At 64.4% G+C, this 17,021-nt stretch carries 18 protein-coding genes; 5 read left to right on the top strand and 13 right to left on the bottom strand.

The genetic code is table 11. The features are described from left to right. The first annotated feature begins 34 nt into the window (after positions 1–34). From waaF to T31B1_RS13505, 5 genes are all read left to right on the top strand, one after another. Entirely contained in the window at positions 35–1,114 is a 1,080-nt protein-coding gene (gene waaF / locus T31B1_RS13525) for a lipopolysaccharide heptosyltransferase II (RefSeq protein ID WP_353250038.1), read from the top strand. A gap of 54 nt (positions 1,115–1,168) precedes the next feature. After that, entirely contained in the window at positions 1,169–2,011 is an 843-nt protein-coding gene (gene aroE, locus T31B1_RS13520; protein WP_502950994.1) for a shikimate dehydrogenase, read from the top strand. Between the two features lie 19 nt (positions 2,012–2,030). Next, positions 2,031–2,519, top strand: a complete 489-nt coding sequence (mntR, locus tag T31B1_RS13515; RefSeq protein ID WP_353250036.1) for a manganese-binding transcriptional regulator MntR — start codon at positions 2,031–2,033, stop codon at positions 2,517–2,519. Between the two features lie 8 nt (positions 2,520–2,527). After that, entirely contained in the window at positions 2,528–3,223 is a 696-nt protein-coding gene (nfi, locus tag T31B1_RS13510; protein ID WP_353250035.1) for a deoxyribonuclease V, read from the top strand. Between the two features lie 130 nt (positions 3,224–3,353). After that, positions 3,354–3,923 carry a hypothetical protein gene (locus T31B1_RS13505; protein WP_353250034.1) on the top strand — a complete coding sequence of 190 codons (570 nt, stop codon included), beginning with the start codon at positions 3,354–3,356 and terminating at the stop codon, positions 3,921–3,923. Positions 3,924–3,997: 74 nt separating this feature from the next. Here the strand turns inward: T31B1_RS13505 and T31B1_RS13500 are convergent, their stop codons facing one another. The 13 genes from T31B1_RS13500 to gcvT form a co-directional block, all read right to left on the bottom strand. Further along, entirely contained in the window at positions 3,998–4,267 is a 270-nt protein-coding gene (locus T31B1_RS13500) for an acyl-CoA-binding protein (RefSeq protein WP_353250033.1), read from the bottom strand. A 62-nt stretch (positions 4,268–4,329) separates the two neighbouring features. After that, on the bottom strand, positions 4,330–4,839 hold the full coding sequence (locus tag T31B1_RS13495; RefSeq protein WP_353250032.1) for a dihydrofolate reductase: 510 nt from the start codon (positions 4,837–4,839) through the stop codon (positions 4,330–4,332). Between the two features lie 57 nt (positions 4,840–4,896). Then, complete coding sequence (locus T31B1_RS13490) at positions 4,897–6,420, bottom strand: ATP-binding protein (RefSeq protein ID WP_353250031.1); 1,524 nt, start codon at positions 6,418–6,420, stop codon at positions 4,897–4,899. A gap of 27 nt (positions 6,421–6,447) precedes the next feature. Beyond that, on the bottom strand, positions 6,448–8,169 hold the full coding sequence (locus tag T31B1_RS13485) for a putative bifunctional diguanylate cyclase/phosphodiesterase (RefSeq protein ID WP_353250030.1): 1,722 nt from the start codon (positions 8,167–8,169) through the stop codon (positions 6,448–6,450). Positions 8,170–8,393: 224 nt separating this feature from the next. Then, positions 8,394–9,200 carry a thymidylate synthase gene (locus T31B1_RS13480; RefSeq protein WP_353250029.1) on the bottom strand — a complete coding sequence of 269 codons (807 nt, stop codon included), beginning with the start codon at positions 9,198–9,200 and terminating at the stop codon, positions 8,394–8,396. After that, positions 9,197–9,988 carry a prolipoprotein diacylglyceryl transferase gene (gene lgt / locus T31B1_RS13475; RefSeq protein ID WP_353250284.1) on the bottom strand — a complete coding sequence of 264 codons (792 nt, stop codon included), beginning with the start codon at positions 9,986–9,988 and terminating at the stop codon, positions 9,197–9,199. The genes T31B1_RS13480 and lgt overlap by 4 nt, the downstream gene beginning before the upstream one ends. Positions 9,989–10,280: 292 nt before the next feature. Then, a complete protein-coding gene (locus T31B1_RS13470; RefSeq protein WP_353250283.1) occupies positions 10,281–10,811 on the bottom strand; it encodes a GNAT family N-acetyltransferase in 531 nt (176 codons plus the stop codon). A gap of 20 nt (positions 10,812–10,831) precedes the next feature. Then, on the bottom strand, positions 10,832–11,767 hold the full coding sequence (locus tag T31B1_RS13465) for a carbohydrate kinase family protein (protein ID WP_353250028.1): 936 nt from the start codon (positions 11,765–11,767) through the stop codon (positions 10,832–10,834). Positions 11,768–11,902: 135 nt separating this feature from the next. Then, positions 11,903–13,390 (bottom strand): aminomethyl-transferring glycine dehydrogenase subunit GcvPB, encoded by a 1,488-nt coding sequence (gene gcvPB, locus T31B1_RS13460; RefSeq protein WP_353250027.1) that lies wholly within the window; start codon positions 13,388–13,390, stop codon positions 11,903–11,905. 82 nt (positions 13,391–13,472) lie between these two features. Continuing rightward, a complete protein-coding gene (gene tpx / locus T31B1_RS13455; RefSeq protein WP_353250026.1) occupies positions 13,473–13,979 on the bottom strand; it encodes a thiol peroxidase in 507 nt (168 codons plus the stop codon). Between the two features lie 25 nt (positions 13,980–14,004). Next, positions 14,005–15,399: an aminomethyl-transferring glycine dehydrogenase subunit GcvPA gene (gene gcvPA / locus T31B1_RS13450; RefSeq protein ID WP_353250025.1), complete on the bottom strand. Its 1,395-nt coding sequence runs from the start codon at positions 15,397–15,399 to the stop codon at positions 14,005–14,007. 44 nt (positions 15,400–15,443) lie between these two features. Beyond that, positions 15,444–15,839: a glycine cleavage system protein GcvH gene (gene gcvH / locus T31B1_RS13445; RefSeq protein ID WP_353250024.1), complete on the bottom strand. Its 396-nt coding sequence runs from the start codon at positions 15,837–15,839 to the stop codon at positions 15,444–15,446. 46 nt (positions 15,840–15,885) lie between these two features. Next, the gene (gcvT, locus tag T31B1_RS13440) at positions 15,886–17,001 is read right to left on the bottom strand and encodes a glycine cleavage system aminomethyltransferase GcvT (protein ID WP_353250023.1); all 1,116 of its coding nucleotides are present in this window, start codon (positions 16,999–17,001) and stop codon (positions 15,886–15,888) included. Positions 17,002–17,021: the final 20 nt, after the last annotated feature.

Genomic DNA, 17,021 nt, shown 5'->3' with positions numbered 1-17,021 from the left:
CCGTCCGTGCCGCCCGACCACCACGCCATCGAGCATGTTCCGACTGGATCCCGCCCTCGACCCAATGTCCGCCACGCCCCAAATTCTCGTTGTCGGCCCGAGCTGGATCGGCGATATGGTCATGGCCCAGAGCCTTTTCATGCGCCTGCGGGAACGCTTCCCGGACGGCCGACTGGATGTGTTGGTGCCACCGGTGACCGCGCGTCTGGTCGAACGCATGCCGGAAGTCGATCGGGCTGTGACGATGGATATCGGTCATGGCGAGTTCGCGTTCAGCAGGCGCCGGGTTGCGGCACGCCGGCTGCGCGAGACTGGCTACGATCAGGCGATCGTGCTACAGCGCAGCGCCAAGGCTGCACTCGTGCCGTGGTTGGCCGGCATCCCACAGCGTACCGGCGTGCGCGGTGAACTGCGTTTCGGCCTGATCAACGATGTACGCCATATCGATACCGAGCGCTACCCGCGCAAGGTCGAACACTACGCCCTGTTGGGCTTGGCCAGTGACGGCGATGCGCTCGGAGAACTGCAGCTGCCTCGCCTGACGATCGATGCCACGCAGCGCGAGCGCCTGGTCGAAAGCCTCGGCCTGGATCTCGACCGGCCCGTCATAGGTTTCGCCCCTGGAGCCGCCTACGGCGGAGCCAAGCAATGGCCGGCCGACCATTTCGCCCGCCTGGCCGGCGAGCTCGATGCACGCGGTATTGCGGTCTGGGTGTTCGGCAGTGCCGCCGACCGTACGCTGGCCGAGCGTCTGGCCACAGCGGCGCCGCGTCATGGCGTGAATCTGTGCGAACGCACGTCGCTGACCGATATCGCGGATCTGGCCTCGCTGACCACGGCATTTGTCGGCAACGATACCGGAGTGATGCATCTCGCCGCCGCGTGTGCGCCCCGCGTGCTGGCGATCTATGGTTCGACCGACCCCGACTATGCTCCACCCCTGGCGCCGTCCGAAGCGCGGTTCTGGCTCGGCCTGGCCTGTTCGCCCTGTCGAGCGCGTGTCTGCCCGCTGGGCCATAACCGCTGCATGCAGGATATCCGTGTCGTCGATGTGCTCACCGCCTGCCTGGACGCCGGTGCAACCGATCTCCCTGGTCTGCACTACGCATGCTGATCGCGCTAGCGTAGCGTACGCGCTGTCGCCCATTCCCCTGCTGTCATGACCGATATGCCCGACCGTTATGCCGTCATCGGCCACCCCGTCGAACATAGCCGCTCGCCCGAGATTCATGCCGCATTCGCCCGGCAGACGGGCCAGCGGCTCAGCTATGACCGGCTGCCGGCGGCGCCGGATGCCTTTGTGGCCGTCGCCCGTGGCTTCTTCGAGGCCGGCGGCGCCGGGCTGAACGTGACGCTGCCTTTCAAAGGCGACGCCGCGGCCTTCGCGGATCGCCTGACCGAACGCGCGGTTCGTGCCGGAGCGGTGAATACGCTGGCGCGCCGCGACGACGGCCTGCTGCTGGGCGACAACACCGACGGCGCCGGTCTGCTGAACGATCTGAGCGCGCGCGTGGGCCTGTCGATCGCGGGCGCGCGCATACTCATCCTGGGCGCGGGCGGGGCCGTGCGCGGTGTGGTGCCCGTGCTGATGGGACAATCGCCCACCCGCCTGCAGATCGCCAATCGCAGCCCGGACAAGGCCGAACGCATCGCACGCGACTTCGCTGATCTGGGGTCCATCCAGGCCTGTAGCCTTGCCGAGGTCGGCCCGGGCTGGGACCTGATCATCAACGCGATTTCCGCCGGTCTGGGCGGCGAGATGCCAGCCTTGCCCACACATCTGCTCGACGGCGCCGGGCGTGCCTACGACATGCTGTATGCCAACGGGCCCACGCCATTCATGCAGTGGGTCGGTCAACACAGCGATATACCCTGCTCTGACGGCTTCGGCATGCTGGTCGAACAGGCCGCCGAGTCGTTCTTTGTCTGGCGCGGCGTGCGCCCGGATACCGCGCCGGTGATCCAGTCCCTGCGGCCGGGTGCCGGACCGGCCTCGACCCGCGACCGGTAGGCCGCGGTATAATGCGGCCATGAGCGCAACCAAGCCCGCCCAACCTCTCGATCACGTGCTGCGCGGCGATACGTCCGGCGAGTTGCTCGACCCGGAGGTTCATGCGCGCCAGTACAGCTACGTGCGCAAGGCCCACGAGACCGAACTGGTGGAAGATTATGTCGAGCTGATCGCCGACCTGATCGATGCCAAGGGCGAGGCGCGCGCGGTCGAGCTGGCTCAGCGCATGGGGGTCACCCAGGCCACGGTCGGCAAGATGATCCGCCGGATCAGCGAGGCCGGACTGGTCACAAGCGAGCCCTATCGTTCGATCTTTCTGACCGACGCCGGCAAGGAAATGGCCGAGCAGTCGCGGCGGCGCCATATCGTTGTGCTGCGTTTTCTGCGCGCGCTGGGCGTTTCCGAGGCAACCGCCCGCAAGGATGCCGAAGGCGTGGAACACCATGTGAGCGCGGAAACCATCGAGATCATGCGCCGGTTTGCCGACGCCCACGACGACACGCGCTGACGCGTATCGTGTCCGGTCTGCAGGTATTCGACGCAGACGCGCTGGTCCGGGTCGAACACGATTGGCCCCGCGACGCGCCGGCCTGTCGCGCGTTGCAGACGGAATTGACCCGGCATGTCGTATTCGAAGACCGGCTGGGGCCGGTACGCACGATCGGCGGCGTGGATATCGGTTTCGAAGACCAGGGCCGCATTACACGCGCGGCGGTGGTCGTACTCGACGCCCGGACCCTGACGGTCGTTGATCAAGCATTGGCACGCGTGCCCACACGCATGCCGTATATCCCGGGGTTGCTGTCTTTCCGTGAGGTTCCCGGTGCATTGGCCGCGTTATCGCAACTCGCCCATCCGCCGGATCTGCTCCACGTCGACGGCCATGGCATTGCGCATCCGCGTCGCCTGGGCGTAGCGACCCATCTCGGACTGGTTTCCGGGCTGCCGACGCTCGGCGTGGCCAAGAAGCGGCTCACCGGCCACCACGAGCCCCTCCCGGACGAATACGGAGCGTGGGTATCGTTGATCGATCGCGGTGAGACCGTGGGCGCCGTATTGCGATCCCGCGTCGGCGTTAAGCCGATCTTCATCTCTGGCGGGCATGGTATCGGCCTGGAGACGGCTATCGCCTCGACGCGGAGCGCACTGACCGGCTACAAGCTGCCCGCTACGACGCGGGCCGCCGACCGTCTGGCATCCGATCGTGGGTAACGACCGGTATGTTGAAACGGTCAGGCCGCAATTTTCATTGATTTGGGCTTTTTGAGCCCAATATCGGGCACTGTTAGGCTGTCAAACGGTCTGAAGCTGTCCATACGACATACGCACAACGGATTTTCCTATGATCAAACGCGCAACTTCGATTCTGGCCCTGGCGATCGCCGCCCTGACCTTCGGCACGATGACCGGTGTGGCCAGCGCCCAAGGTAGTGGCGCCACTGCCGATCAGCAGCAGGCGCAGCAGCTGATGCAGCAGTACCGCCAGAAGGCGGCCAAGCTGCAGCAGATTCACCAGGAGACGATCCAGGCCAACCCGAAGCTGGCCGCCGAACAGGAGAAGTTCGAAAAACAGGTTCGTAGCGCCGTCGAGAAGCAGGGCTACGACGTGGACAAGGGCCAGCAGCGCGTGCAGGAGATGGCGCAGAAGCTGCAATCCGGCGATCTGAGTGACTCCGAGCGCCAGGCGCTGATGAAGGACTTCCAGGCCGAGCGCCAGCAGATGGTCCAGGCTCGGGATGCCGCCCTCCAGAAGCCCGAGATCAAGTCGGCCGGCGAGAAGCTTCAGGAAGACACCCTGGCTGCCATGAAGAAGCAGGACAGCCAGACGTCTCAGCTGCTCGACGAAATGGATTCGCTGCGCAACCAACTGCGCGCGGCCATGCCCGCCCCGGCCGCCGCTGGAAACGGCTGATACGGCGCGCCCTTCGGCACCTACGAAAAACCCGGCACAGGCCGGGTTTTTTCATGGATGGCAGTTGTCGGGCCTCAACGGTCGGCGTCGAGCAACGAGTTGACCTTTTCCACATAGCCCCGCATGGCCTGGTCGGTATCCATACCGTCGAGCTTGGCCCAGGCGTCGTACTTGGCGCGCCCCTTGAGGTCGGTAAAACCCGGACGCTTGCCTTCCACATCGCCGACCGTTGCCTGTTTGTAGTGAGCATACAGCGCCAGAAGATCATTGTTGTCGGGGCGCTTCGACAACGTCTGTACGTCCTGCTGCGCTTTTTCGAAATCCGCGGAAAGATCTGCTGCCATGAGGGGCTCCTATCGAGTGATGCAAAACATGGCCGGTTCCGGCCTGCTGGCTGTTATCGAGTCTACGGGCTGTCACGATCCCATGTCATGAACCGATGCGCCGGGGTGTCTTCGGTGGCGTCCACCGCCTGATCATCTATACAGCGCCAGTCGGCCGCCTCGAAAGACGGAAACCATGTATCGCCATCGTATTCGGCCTCGATTCGTGTGATCTTGAGCCGATCAGCGCGCGGCAGGGCCAATGCATACACCTCGGCGCCGCCGATCACGGCCAGTTCCTCGGCCTCGGCCGCGCGCGTGCGTTCGATGGCCTCGGCCAGGCTGGCCACACGCTCTACGCCGGGCGCTGTAAAGCGCGTATCGCGGGTCAATACGAGGTTGAGCCGTCGCGGCAGCGCGCGGCCGATGGATTCGTAAGTCCGCCGGCCCATGAGAATCGGGCGGTCCAGTGTCTGCTGCTTGAACCAGCGCAGATCGGTTGGAATATGCCATGGCATGCCGCCGTTTGCACCGATGACCCGGTTGCGGTCCATCGCGGCGATCAGCGTGATTCGGGGTCGATAGGAGCTCATTGGCGCGGTCGGTTTCGAAAACCGCATGGTAGCCCAAGTGGGACCGATCAACGTCCGCTATGGCGTCGGCGAGCGGTCCAGATCGTTGAGCGTGATCCGAAAACGAGTCCCATCCGGCCCGGTTTCCACGATCCGCAGGTCCCCATGGTGGCGTCGGCAGATCCGCTGGCACAGCGACAGACCGATACCGGTACCGCCGCCGGAACGATCATCGCGTCGATGGCCAAACGGCGAGAAAACGCGCTCGGGCTCGTCGATGCCTGCGCCGTTATCCACATACTCCAGATGGACCCGATCGCGCTCGTCGACGGCCGGCACGACCGCGATCCGTATCCGCGGACTGCGTTCGACATGGCGATAGCGAATACTGTTATCGATCAGATTCTGGAACAGGGCCCGTAGCTGGTCGCTATCTCCAACCACCGTGCCCAGCGCGCCGATATCGAACTCGGCCTCGTGCTCTTCGATGAGCACCGCCAGATCGGCGCGCGCTTCGTCCACCGCGGTCTGCAGATCCAGGCTGACACCCTGCCCGCTGCTGGCATCGACCCGCGCCAGACGCAGCATGCCACCCACCATGGACTGCATGCGCTCGGCGGCGGCCTGCATGCTCTCGAGTTGTCGTCGACCATCGTCGCTGAGCCGTGTGGCTTCGCGTGTCTGCAGTTGCTGGGCGTAATGCTGCATCTTGCGCAACGGCTCGCGCAGGTCGTGGGCCGCGCCCAGCAGGCCGTCGTTGCCATGGGTCGGCGGGGGCAACGCCACCTCGTCTATAGTTGCCGCCGACACGCCGGGCGCTTCCTCGAGAACCAGGGTAAACCCGTCCAGCCGCCCATCCGCGGTATTCAATCCGACCAGCCGGGCGGTGCGCGCCTGGCCGCCGCCCTCCTCGACGCTGCTGACGTCTACGTTGATCGCACGCCGGTTGCGCACGACCCGGTGCAGGATCACCGGCCACTCCGCGTGTCCGGACGGCATCACACAATCGCTCAGCGGGCGGCCCAGCGGGTCCTCCACGTCGCAGGCCATCCAGTCGGCCGCGCGACGGCTCACACGAGTGACCCGCATGGACAGATCCAGCCCGATCCAGGCCGGCTCTTCGTGGGCACGCGCGAGGTTCGAGCGATGCGCGACCACCAGTTCGTCACCCGGACCCGCCGCCTCGAGCGATCGCACGGGGCCCGAGGCACGCATGAGCACGATGAAGCCCTCAACGTCCTGCGCAGCGTTCACACAGGGTTGAATATCAAGCGTGCACACGCGGCGCTGGCCGTTACGGGTCATCAGGCCCGCGTTGCTACGTGAGCGACCCTGCGCGCTGGCGTCGAACAGCGCGCGGGCGAGCGCAGCCTCGAAACGCCGCTCTTCAGGGAACAGACTTTCCAGACGATGGCCTTCGACCTGGCCGGCGACATGTCCCAACAGCTTTTCGGCGCTCGCGTGCCAGCTCTGGATCACGCCGGCGGCATCGATCAGACAGACAGCCGCTCCCGGCAGTTGCTCGAGCAGCAAGGCCAGCGCGGCACTGCCCAGAACCTGGACATCGGAAGGCTCGGAAAAAAGACGGCCGACAGCACTCATAAGGCCACCGGCTGCGACATCGATCGACTAGTGGCTGGCAGGCAATACATCGCGACCGCCCTGTAGCAGCCGGGTGCAATCGGCAACCGGTAGACCAGGCGCATAGAAAAATCCCTGTCCGAACTCACAGTTGTTCTCAACCAGGAAACGGCGCTGCAGATCGTTTTCCACCCCTTCGGCCACCACGCGCAGCCCGAGGCTCGCCCCGAGTGCGATGATGGCGCGAGCCATGGCGCGATCGCGTGCGTTGTCGTTGATGCCGCGCAAAAAGCTCAGATCGATCTTGAGCGAGTCCACCGGCAGTCGGGTGAGATAGCTCAGCGAGGAATAGCCCTTGCCGAAATCGTCGATCACCACCTGCACGCCCAGGCCCTTCAGCTCGCCCACCAGCGGGTTTGTATCATCGGGTCCGAGCATCAGCGCATTTTCGGTGAACTCCAGTTCCAGAAGATCGGCCGGCATGGCCAATTCTTTAAGCAACTGGCGCACCATCGGGAGAAAATCCTCGTCGCGGGCATGCTGCGAGGACACGTTCACCGCGAGCACCACTTCATCGTCGAGCAGCCCGGCGTCGCGCCACGACAGATACTGTCGACAGGCGGTATGCAGTGCCCAGCAGGTCAGTGCGCGGATACAGCCCCGTGACTCGGCCAGCGGTACGAACTCCTCGGGCGGAATCGGACCCAGCCGGGGATGCTGCCAGCGCGCGAGTGCCTCGAGGCCGACGATTCGCCCGCTGGCCAGGTCGAACTGCGGCTGGTAGACCAGATGCAGCTCGTTGGTTTCGATGGCCGCACGCAGTTCGTTTTCCAGCCCGACGCTGCGTGCCGGTCGGCCATCGTTGTCGCTGTCGTACCAGTGGTAAGTGTCACGCCCGCCCTGCTTGGCCAGATACATCGCCGCATCGGCGTTGTTGATCAGCTCGCTGGCATTGTCACCGTGCTCCGGATACAGCGCGATACCGATCGATGTGGTCACGAAGATCGCATGATTGCCGATCAGCACCGGCTTGCGGAACGACTCCAGGACCGACTCGAGAATCGCATCGAGCTTGGCACGATCGCCGCTGTCGATGACGGCCACGAATTCGTCGCCGCCCAGGCGCGCCAGCAGTGAATAAGGGCCGCACTCGGATTTGAGACGACGCGCGGCGGTATACAGAGCCTTGTCGCCGATGCCGTGGCCCAGGCTGTCGTTGATCGACTTGAACCCGTCCAGATCGAAATACATCACCGCGAAGTCGCGTCTCTCGCGTGCCGGGCGCTCCAGCATGAACGCGATGCGCTCGAGCAGCACGCTGCGGTTGAACAGCCCGGTAACCTGGTCATGTCGCGCCAGATAGGTAAATTTCTTCTGCGATTCGTGGTGCTGGATGGAATACCGGATCGCGCGTTCGAGCAGCGCCGACGTCAATTCGCTCTTGGGTAGAAATTCGACCGCACCGGCTTCCATGACCGCCAGGTCGACTTCGTAATCGTCATGGCCGCTGATGACCACGATCGGCGCGTCCAGCCCGGCCGCGGCCGGGCTGCGGATCAGATCGAGACCGGTATGACCATTGAGTTCGTAATCGAGCAGACAGATATCGATGCCGCCGGCGCGTATCGCCGCCATGCCGTCTGCGTAGCCGTCGACCATGGTCAGCTCGTAGCGACAGCGTGTCGCCCCAGCCAGCAGTTCGGCAATCAATTGCCGATCTTCCGGATCGTTGTCGACGATCAGAACACGAATGGTTCGAATTTGCGCCATGGACGGGTGGGTAAACTTGAATCCTCTCAAGTCTAGCCGAAAAACCACCCACAAGTCGCGCAGCCGCGCGGTTGGGAAAATAAATCTGACCAGAACTGCGACCAAACCAACGCCGCAGCGTAGCGGCCGAGCTGGTGCGGCGTGCGACGCCGCGATCCAATCGTATTCAGGCGTGACGCTCGCCTAGGAAATATTCATTACCGATGCGGTTCTCTCGAACCCGCCTAGACCGCGATCGGCGCCCGGATCGCGGGGTGGCTGCGATAATCCTCGAGACGAATATCGTCGAAACTGAAAGCGAACAGGTCGTCGACGGTCGGGTTCAGCCAGAGCGTGGGCGCATCCAGAGGCTCACGGGCCAGCTGGCGATCGGCCTGCTCGAGATGGTTCAGATACAGATGTGCATCACCCAGGGTGTGCACGAATTCGCCGGGGGCAAGCCCGCACACCTGTGCAATCATGTGGGTGAGCAGCGCATACGAGGCGATGTTGAACGGCACGCCGAGAAAGATATCCGCACTGCGCTGATACAGCTGGCACGACAGACGCCCGCCCGCCACATAGAATTGGAACAACGCATGACACGGCGGCAGCGCCATGTCATCGACCTGAGCCGGATTCCATGCCGAGACGATATGCCGCCGCGAATCCGGGTGGTCACGAATCGAATCGACAACACGCGCCAGCTGATCGACGCTCTGCCCATCCGGCGCTGGCCAGCTACGCCACTGGTAGCCGTAGACCGGACCCAGATCGCCGTTCTCATCGGCCCACTCGTCCCAGATCGAGACCTTGTTGGCTTTCAGATAGGCGATATTGGTATCACCGGCGATGAACCACAGAAGCTCATGAATGATCGAGCGCAGATGCAGTTTCTTGGTCGTGACTGCCGGAAACCCGGCGGCCAGATCGAAGCGCATCTGGCGACCGAACACCGAGCGCGTGCCGGTACCGGTGCGATCGGATTTGTCCACGCCGTGATCACGCACTTCGCGCATCAGCGCCAGATAGGGTGTCTCGACAATACTCATGCGGCGGCGGGCCGGCGTCCGTAGGCCAAGCCCAGTAACAGGACGCCGCCAAAGATCATCGGCACACACAGAATCTGGCCCATGGTCATCCAGTTAAACGCTACGAAGCCAAGAAACGCATCCGGCTGGCGGAAGAATTCGGCGGTGAAGCGAAAACAGCCATAGCCCAACAGAAACAGCCCCGATACGGCCATTCGCGGGCGCGGCCGGCGTGCAAACCACCACAGGATCGCGAACAGCAGCAGCCCTTCGAGTCCGGCTTCGTACAACTCGGACGGATGGCGCGGAGCCATGTCCACATGCGGATAGATCATCGCCCAGGGCACATCGGTGACCCGCCCGATCAGCTCGCCGTTGATGAAGTTGGCGATCCGGCCAAAGAACAGCCCGACCGGCACGATGGGCGCGACGAAATCGGTGATATCGAAGAAATGCCGGTGCGTACTGCGCGCGAACCATCCGGCCGCGGCGAACACGCCCAGCATGCCGCCGTGAAAGGACATGCCGCCCTGCCAGATATAAAACAGCTGCAGGGGGTTATCCAGCAGCAGGCCCGGTTGATAGAACAGCATATAGCCCACGCGCCCGCCGACGACGACGCCGAGCACGACATAGAACAGGAAATCGCCGACTTCCTCGCGTTTCCAGTGCACGTGCGGCTGCTGGGTTCGAACGATGCCCAGCCCCCAGCCGATGAGAAAACTCAACAGATACATCAGCCCGTACCAGTGCACGGCCAGCGGGCCGAGCGAAAAGGCGACGGGATCGATATCGGGGTGTACGAACATGGGTGCGGATTCTAGGGCCTGTTGCCGTTTCATGCGAGCGTCGCGTTCGACGCCGCGCATTGTTGTCTGCACCGCGCGAGTCGCGGGTGCATGGCCAGCCACGCCCGTGACTCGCAACGCCATCGGATGCCCGTGTCGGATTTCACCCGGGCCGGCCCCCGATCGCCGGCAGAGGCTGCCTTACGGCAATACGCGGTTGTAGCAGCGTCGGCGGGCTGACGGCACGGCAGGCGTGCCGTCTTGGCCTGGCCGTACAATCGCGTCCGTCCGGCTGCCCGGGGTGGACAGGCTGCTAGCGTGTCCAGGCGTACATGAACACGTCTCGTGGACGCCGAGACTCGTCGAGATTGGGCCGCTCAGACCAGCAGCCCAGGCGCGCCTCGCAGCGCATACCGATCTTTTCGAGCACGCGCGCCGAGGCAAGGTTCTCGGTATCGCACGTCGCATCGAAACGGTAGATGTCGTCGATCGATCGGCCGGCCTCGAACACGGTCCGAGCGGCCTCGGTAGCCAGCCCCTGACCCCACCACGGTCGGGCCAGCACGTAGCCCATATGCATGCCCTGCTCGTCGAACTGACAGCCGATCGCACCGATGAGCGCGTCGGTATCGCGCAGAACCACGCCCCAGCAGTAATCGTCGCCGTCGGACCAGCCGGCCATCACGTCCTCGATGAACGTTTGGCTATCGAGGCGTGTTTCGTGCCGAGGCCAGTCCATCAACCGGGTTACGACCGGATCGCTGGCATAGGCGAAGACCGCCTCGGTATCGTCGGCCTCGAACGGCCGCAGCAGAAGCCGCGCGGTCTGCATGCGCCCGGGCATGACGATCACAGCGGTCGGCCCTAACCCAGCTCGCGCTCGAATTCCTGCCGGTAGCGAGCGGCGAAGTCGCTCATGGAGAACCGGTGATTCTGCGTGCCCGGCCGCTCGATCTTGATCGCGCCCATGAGCGAAGCCACGCGTCCGATCGTCTCCCAGTCCATACCCTGCTGCAGACCATAGATCAGCCCGGCGCGATAGGCATCGCCACATCCGGTCGGGTCCGCAAGTGCCGTCGGCGAAGCCGACGGGATCTCGTAGGTCGCACCGTCTGCGCGGATGATCGAACCGCGCGGGCCGCGGGTGATGATCAGCGCCTTGAGCTGGGCGGCGATCTCGTCGACCGTCAGACCCGTGCGTTCGCGCATCATCTCGGACTCGTAGTCGTTGACCGCGACATAACTGGCCTGCTCGATGAAGGTTCGCAGCTCGGCGCCGTTGAACATCGGCAGCCCCTGACCCGGATCGAAGATGAAGTCGATGCCCGCCTCGGCGAACTGGGCCGCATGATTGATCATGCCCTGTCGACCGTCGGGCGAGACAATGCCCAGAGTGATGCTGCCGTCACTCGGCACGCTCTGCTCATGGGCGTGATTCATCGCGCCGGGATGAAACGCCGTGATCTGGTTGTCATCCAGATCCGTGGTGATATAGGCCTGGGCGGTATAGGCCTCGTCGATCTGCTTGAGGTAGGTCCGCGAGAGTTCGTGACGATCCATCCACTCGGCGTAGTCGTCGAAATCGCGCCCGACGGTACCCATGGGAACGCCGTCTCCACCGAGCAGCTTGAGGCTATAGGCGATGTTGCCCGCACAGCCGCCGAATTCACGCCGCATTTCCGGCACCAGGAACGACACGTTCAGCATGTGCACGCGATCCGGCAGGATTTCGTTCTTGAAGTGGCCGGTGTAGACCATGATGGTGTCGTAGGCAAAAGAGCCACAAATCAGAGCTGACATATACCTTCCCTAAGCAAACGGGCGAAATTCGTGCACGGATGTGCTGGGCCGCGATCAGCCGAGCATGATGCCACACACGCCATGGCCTGTTGATGGCATGTGCGCACGCTTGACCGGCCCAGCGTCGGCCACTTTCTAGGCGTCGACAGCGATCGTCGAATCTGCGCGCAGATCGAGCTTCTTGGCGGCGGCGACCTCGTCGAGCCGGCGGACCGGCAGGTCGAACGGGGCGTTGCGCAGCGTGTCCGGATCGTCCTTGGCCTCGGCCCAGATCGCGGTCAGGGCAGCCACGAACCCGTCGAGCGTCTCACGCGACTCGCTCTCGGTCGGCTCGATGAGAAAACATTCGGGCACCAGCAACGGGAAATAGATCGTAGGCGCGTGATAGCCGTAGTCGAGCAGGCGCTTGGCGAAATCGGTCGCCGTGACCTCCAGCTGCTGTTTCTGGCGTTTGAGCGTGATGATGAACTCGTGGCTGGCCCGACGATCGGGAAACGCCACGTCGAAACCCTGTTCGCGCAGGCGCGCCATCAGATAATTCGAATTGAGCGTGGCAAATTCGGCGACCCGGGTCATGCCTTCGGCCCCGAGCAGGCGGGCATATACATAGGCCCGCAGCAGCACGCCAGCGTTGCCCATGAACGTGGACAGGCGTCCGATGGTATGAGGCACGTCGGCTTCGGTCAGCCAGCGGTAGCGGGCCTCATCGCCCTCGCCTTCGCGGCCGACCACCGGAATGGGCATGAAATCGCGTAGGCGCTCGCCGACTCCGATCGCGCCCGAACCCGGACCGCCACCGCCATGCGGCGTCGAAAAGGTCTTGTGCAGGTTCATGTGGATGACGTCGAAGCCCATGTCACCCGGCCGGACCTTGCCCAGAATCGCGTTGAGATTGGCGCCGTCGTAGTAGAGCAACCCGCCGGATTCGTGCACGATCCGTGCGATCTCGAGGATGTCCTGCTCGAACACACCCAGCGTGGACGGATTGGTGAGCATGATGCCGGCGGTCCTGTCTCCGACGGCATCCCGCAGCGCGGCGACATCGACATCGCCGTCGGCGTCGGTCGGTATCTCGCGTACCGTGCAACCGCACATCACCGCCGTCGCCGGATTGGTGCCATGAGCGGCATCCGGTACGAGAATCTCGGTGCGCGCGGTATCGCCACGAGACTCGTGGTAGGCCTTGATCATGGCCACGCCCGCGAACTCGCCCTGAGCACCGGCCATCGGGGTCAGCGATACCGCAGCCATGCCGGTCACGGTCTTGAGCATGTCCTGCAATTCGTACAGACACGCCAGCTGGCCCTGTCCGTGGCTGACCGGCGCAAGCGGATGGCGCCCGAGAAATCCGGGCAACGACGCCAACGTATTACAGGCACGCGGGTTGTGCTTCATCGTGCACGAGCCGAGCGGATAGAAATGCGTATCGATCGAGAAATTGAGCTGCGACAACCGCGTGTAATGCCGCACTACATCCATCTCGGAAACCTGCGGCAGGCCGAGTTCGGTTTGACGCCTCAACGCCCTCGGCACCGAATCGATCGCCGCCGGCACGCCGGCCGGCGACTGGGCCCGGGCCCGCCGCCCGGGACGACTGTATTCGAAGATCAGTTTTTCGGTCATGACGGGTTCACTCGAGAAGTTCTCATATCGGGTTCATTCGCGGGCGCCGGCCCGTTGCGTGCCCGAGCTGGCGATCGGCCGCTCAGACCTTGAGCGCGGCCAGTGCGTCGTCGTAGTTCGGTTCCTGGGCGATCTCAGGCACGAGTTCGCTGTGCAGGATCGTGTCGTGTTCATCGGCTACGATGACCGCACGCGCGCACAGTCCGGCCATCGGGCCATCGGTGATCAGCACCCCGTAGTCCTCGGCGAAACGCTTGTCCCGCATCATCGACAGGGTCACGCCGTTAGCGAGTCCTTCGGCGGTACAGAACCGTCGATGCGCGAACGGCAGGTCAGCCGAGACCTGGAACAACACGACGTTGTCGACCGTATCCACGGCCGCGTTGAACCGTTTGACCGACAACGCGCAGGTCGGCGTATCCATGCTCGGGAAGATGTTGAATATCTTGCGCTTGCCGGCGTAGTCGGCCAGATGGACATCGCTCAGCTGGTCGGTGGTGAGGGTGAAATCGGCGAGAGTCTCGCCAGCGGCCGGCAACTGCCCGGCGACCTCGGTCGGCGTGCCACGCCGGGTGACGGTCTGAGTCATGATCGCTCCTTGCAAAAATGTGGGATCAGGCAACCGAGGCCCGGGCCGCGTCGGGCATACGCGCCAGCACCTCGGTCAGGGCCTGGCCATAAGCCTCGATATCGCCCTCTGTGCGTGTTTCGGTGGCACAGACCAGCACCGCGTTGTCCAATTCGGGGTAAAAGCCGGCCAGCGCCAGGCCGCCGAAGATATCGCGCTCGGCCAGCGCGGCGAGCACGGCGTCGGCATCGGCCGGCAGACGCAGCACGCATTCGTGGAAGAACGGCCCATCGAAGACGCGTTCCACACCCTCGATCCCGGTGAGACGCTCGGCCAGCGCGGCGGTGCGCGCCATCGAGGTGGTCGCGACCGCGGCCAGACCTTCCGGGCCGATCAGGCTCATATGGATCGTCGCCGCCGTAACAAGCAGGCCCTGGTTGGTACAGATATTGGAGGTCGCCTTGGAACGGCGGATATGCTGCTCCCGCGGTTGCAGGGTCAGCACATAACCATCGCGGCCTTCCATGTCCTGGGTTCGACCGACCACGCGCCCGGGCATCTGACGCACGTGGGCACGACGACAGCACAGGATGCCGAAATACGGGCCGCCGTTGGCCAACGGCGCGCCCAGCGGCTGACCCTCCCCGACCACGATGTCCGCACCGTCCCCGCTTCCCCAGCCGCCCGGCTCGCTGAGCACCGCCAGGGATACGGGGTTGACCACGCCGATTGCGAGCGCGCCGTTGGCGTGCGCCCAATCCGTCAGGGCGTCGACATCCTCAAGCCCGCCGAAGAAATTCGGCTGCGGGATCACCAGTGCGGTGACGTCCTCACCGGCCCAGCGTGCCAGCCCGGCTTGGTCGACCGTGCCGGTGGCCGGATCGTATTCGACAGGCTGAAAATCAATGCCCTGATTGGCACAGATGTTGTGGGCGACCTCGCGATAGAACGGGTGCACACCGGCCGGCATCAGCACGCGCTTGGATTTCGACTTCCGATTCGCACGCACGGCCATCAGCACCGCTTCGGCCAGCGCCGAGGCGCCGTCGTAGAGCGAGGCGTTGGCCACGTCCATGCCGGTCAGCCCGCACATCATCGTCTGATACTCGTAGACCAGCTGCAGCGTGCCCTGGCTGGCCTCGGGCTGATACGGCGTATAGGCGCTGTAGAACTCTCCGCGCGTGGCCAGCTCCCATACCGCGGCCGGCACGTGGTGCTCGTAGGCCCCTGCGCCGATGAAGTTCAGCCCGGCCGCATCTAGGTTGGCCCGCTCGTGCATGAGCCGCGTGATCGCCTGTTCGCCGGCCCCCTCGGGAATACCGGCGAGCGAAACGTTACGCAGGCTGGGGTCGATCTCGTCGAACAGATCATCGATGGTCGATACCCCGATGGCCTCCAGCATGGCCTGGATATCGTCGTCAGTGTGCGGAATAAACGGCATGACACCTCACAGGTTGAAGCGCGTCCCGGGCCAGCCCGGTGCGGCTAGTCTTCGGCGTCGTCGACAACGCCCTTGTAGGCGTCGGCGTCCAGCAGCTCGCCGAGCGCAGTCTCGTCATCGATCGCCATCTTGAACAGCCAGCCCTGGCCGAACGGGTCCTCGTTGACCAGTTCCGGCGAATCGGCCAGCTGCTCGTTGATCTCGGCGATCTCGCCGTCGACCGGTGCATAGATGTCCGAGGCGGCCTTGACCGACTCGACCACCGCCACGCCGTCGCCGGCGCCGACCTTGGTGCCGGTTTCCGGGAGTTCGACGAATACCAGATCGCCCAGCGACGATTGGGCGTAGTCGGTGATGCCGACGGTGATCGTGCCGTCGCCGTCGTTACCGATCCATTCGTGGGTCTTGGTATACGACAGATCCTTGGGGATATCGCTCATGGCTGGGTCCTTGTGGGTTGTTCCGTGCGATGCGTTGGGGCGCGGCTCAGTCCGGTTCGATCAGGGACTTGCCGTGGCGGACGAACGGGGGTTTGACGATGCGCGCAGGCTGCCAGCGATCGCGGATCCGTACCTCGACGGTGTCCTGCCAGTCGCGCGGTATGCGCGCCAGCGCGATCGAGCAGCCCAGTGTCGGTGCGAAACTGCCGCTGGTGACTTCGCCGTCGGCGGCATCGGGGTCGTCTTCGTCGCTGTCGGCGGCGCGCACGGCGGCATGCGCGCGAATCACGCCGCGGCCTTCGAGCACTAGGCCGACCAGCTTGTGGCTGACCCCCTGCTGGCGCATGTGCTCGAGCGCGTCGCGGCCGACGAACTGCCGTTCGGCGGGCTTGAAGGCCACCGTCCAGCCCAGGCCGGATTCGAGCGGCGTTCGGTCCTCGTCCATATCCTGGCCGTACAGATTCAGCCCGGCCTCCAGGCGCAGCGTATCGCGCGCGCCCAGGCCCACCGGGGTGACCCCAACATCCTGCAGACGACGCCACAGATCGTGCGCCCGGTCGCCCGGCAGCACGATCTCGTAGCCATCCTCGCCGGTATAGCCGGTACGGCCGATCGAGATCCCGTCGGTGGCGAATCCTTCAAATGGCTTGAGCTTGCGGGCGGCGTCGGCGGTCTCGTCGGACATCGCCTGCCCGGCCAGTTCGCGGGCACGCGGGCCCTGGACGGCGATGATCGCCAGATCCTCGCGGTGGGTGATCTCGACATCGCGCCCGCGCGCCTGGCTGTGCAACCAGGCCAGATCCTTTTCGGCCGTCGCGGCGTTGACCACTGCGCGATAGCGCTCGCTGGCCAGGTGGTAGACGATCAGATCGTCGATGACGCCGCCGCGCGTGTTCAGTACGCAGGTATACAGCGCACGGCCGATATCGTCGATCTTGGCGATATCGTTGGCGAGCACGGCCGACAGGAATGCGCGCGCATCGGGCCCGTGAATATCCACGACCGCCATGTGCGAAACGTCGAACATGCCCACGTTGTCGCGCACCGCCTTGTGCTCGGCGATCTGGGAGCCGTAGTCGATCGGCATGTCCCAGCCGGCGAAGTCCACCAGCTTGGCGCCGGCGGCGACGTGCGCTTCATACAGGGGCGTGCGGTGGGCCATGCGGGTACTCTCGCTGCAGC

It is taken from the genome of Salinisphaera sp. T31B1 (assembly GCF_040361275.1).
Lineage (GTDB): Bacteria > Pseudomonadota > Gammaproteobacteria > Nevskiales > Salinisphaeraceae > Salinisphaera.
This window is presented reverse-complemented; position numbering and strand designations above follow the sequence as displayed.

Bases quoted from the DNA above. Each gene is read 5' to 3' on its own strand.
- T31B1_RS13485 (WP_353250030.1), bottom strand. From the start codon at position 8,169: ATGGCGCAAATTCGAACCATTCGTGTTCTGATCGTCGACAACGATCCG.
- gcvT (WP_353250023.1), bottom strand. From the start codon at position 17,001: ATGGCCCACCGCACGCCCCTGTATGAAGCGCACGTCGCCGCCGGCGCC.
- T31B1_RS13480 (WP_353250029.1), bottom strand. From the start codon at position 9,200: ATGAGTATTGTCGAGACACCCTATCTGGCGCTGATGCGCGAAGTGCGT.
- T31B1_RS13465 (WP_353250028.1), bottom strand. From the start codon at position 11,767: ATGTCAGCTCTGATTTGTGGCTCTTTTGCCTACGACACCATCATGGTC.
- T31B1_RS13500 (WP_353250033.1), bottom strand. From the start codon at position 4,267: ATGGCAGCAGATCTTTCCGCGGATTTCGAAAAAGCGCAGCAGGACGTA.
- gcvH (WP_353250024.1), bottom strand. From the start codon at position 15,839: ATGAGCGATATCCCCAAGGATCTGTCGTATACCAAGACCCACGAATGG.
- T31B1_RS13490 (WP_353250031.1), bottom strand. From the start codon at position 6,420: ATGAGTGCTGTCGGCCGTCTTTTTTCCGAGCCTTCCGATGTCCAGGTT.
- T31B1_RS13495 (WP_353250032.1), bottom strand. From the start codon at position 4,839: ATGAGCTCCTATCGACCCCGAATCACGCTGATCGCCGCGATGGACCGC.
- T31B1_RS13505 (WP_353250034.1), top strand. From the start codon at position 3,354: ATGATCAAACGCGCAACTTCGATTCTGGCCCTGGCGATCGCCGCCCTG.
- T31B1_RS13470 (WP_353250283.1), bottom strand. From the start codon at position 10,811: ATGCCCGGGCGCATGCAGACCGCGCGGCTTCTGCTGCGGCCGTTCGAG.
- gcvPB (WP_353250027.1), bottom strand. From the start codon at position 13,390: ATGACCGAAAAACTGATCTTCGAATACAGTCGTCCCGGGCGGCGGGCC.
- aroE (WP_502950994.1), top strand. From the start codon at position 1,169: ATGCCCGACCGTTATGCCGTCATCGGCCACCCCGTCGAACATAGCCGC.
- tpx (WP_353250026.1), bottom strand. From the start codon at position 13,979: ATGACTCAGACCGTCACCCGGCGTGGCACGCCGACCGAGGTCGCCGGG.
- waaF (WP_353250038.1), top strand. From the start codon at position 35: ATGTTCCGACTGGATCCCGCCCTCGACCCAATGTCCGCCACGCCCCAA.
- lgt (WP_353250284.1), bottom strand. From the start codon at position 9,988: ATGTTCGTACACCCCGATATCGATCCCGTCGCCTTTTCGCTCGGCCCG.
- gcvPA (WP_353250025.1), bottom strand. From the start codon at position 15,399: ATGCCGTTTATTCCGCACACTGACGACGATATCCAGGCCATGCTGGAG.
- mntR (WP_353250036.1), top strand. From the start codon at position 2,031: ATGAGCGCAACCAAGCCCGCCCAACCTCTCGATCACGTGCTGCGCGGC.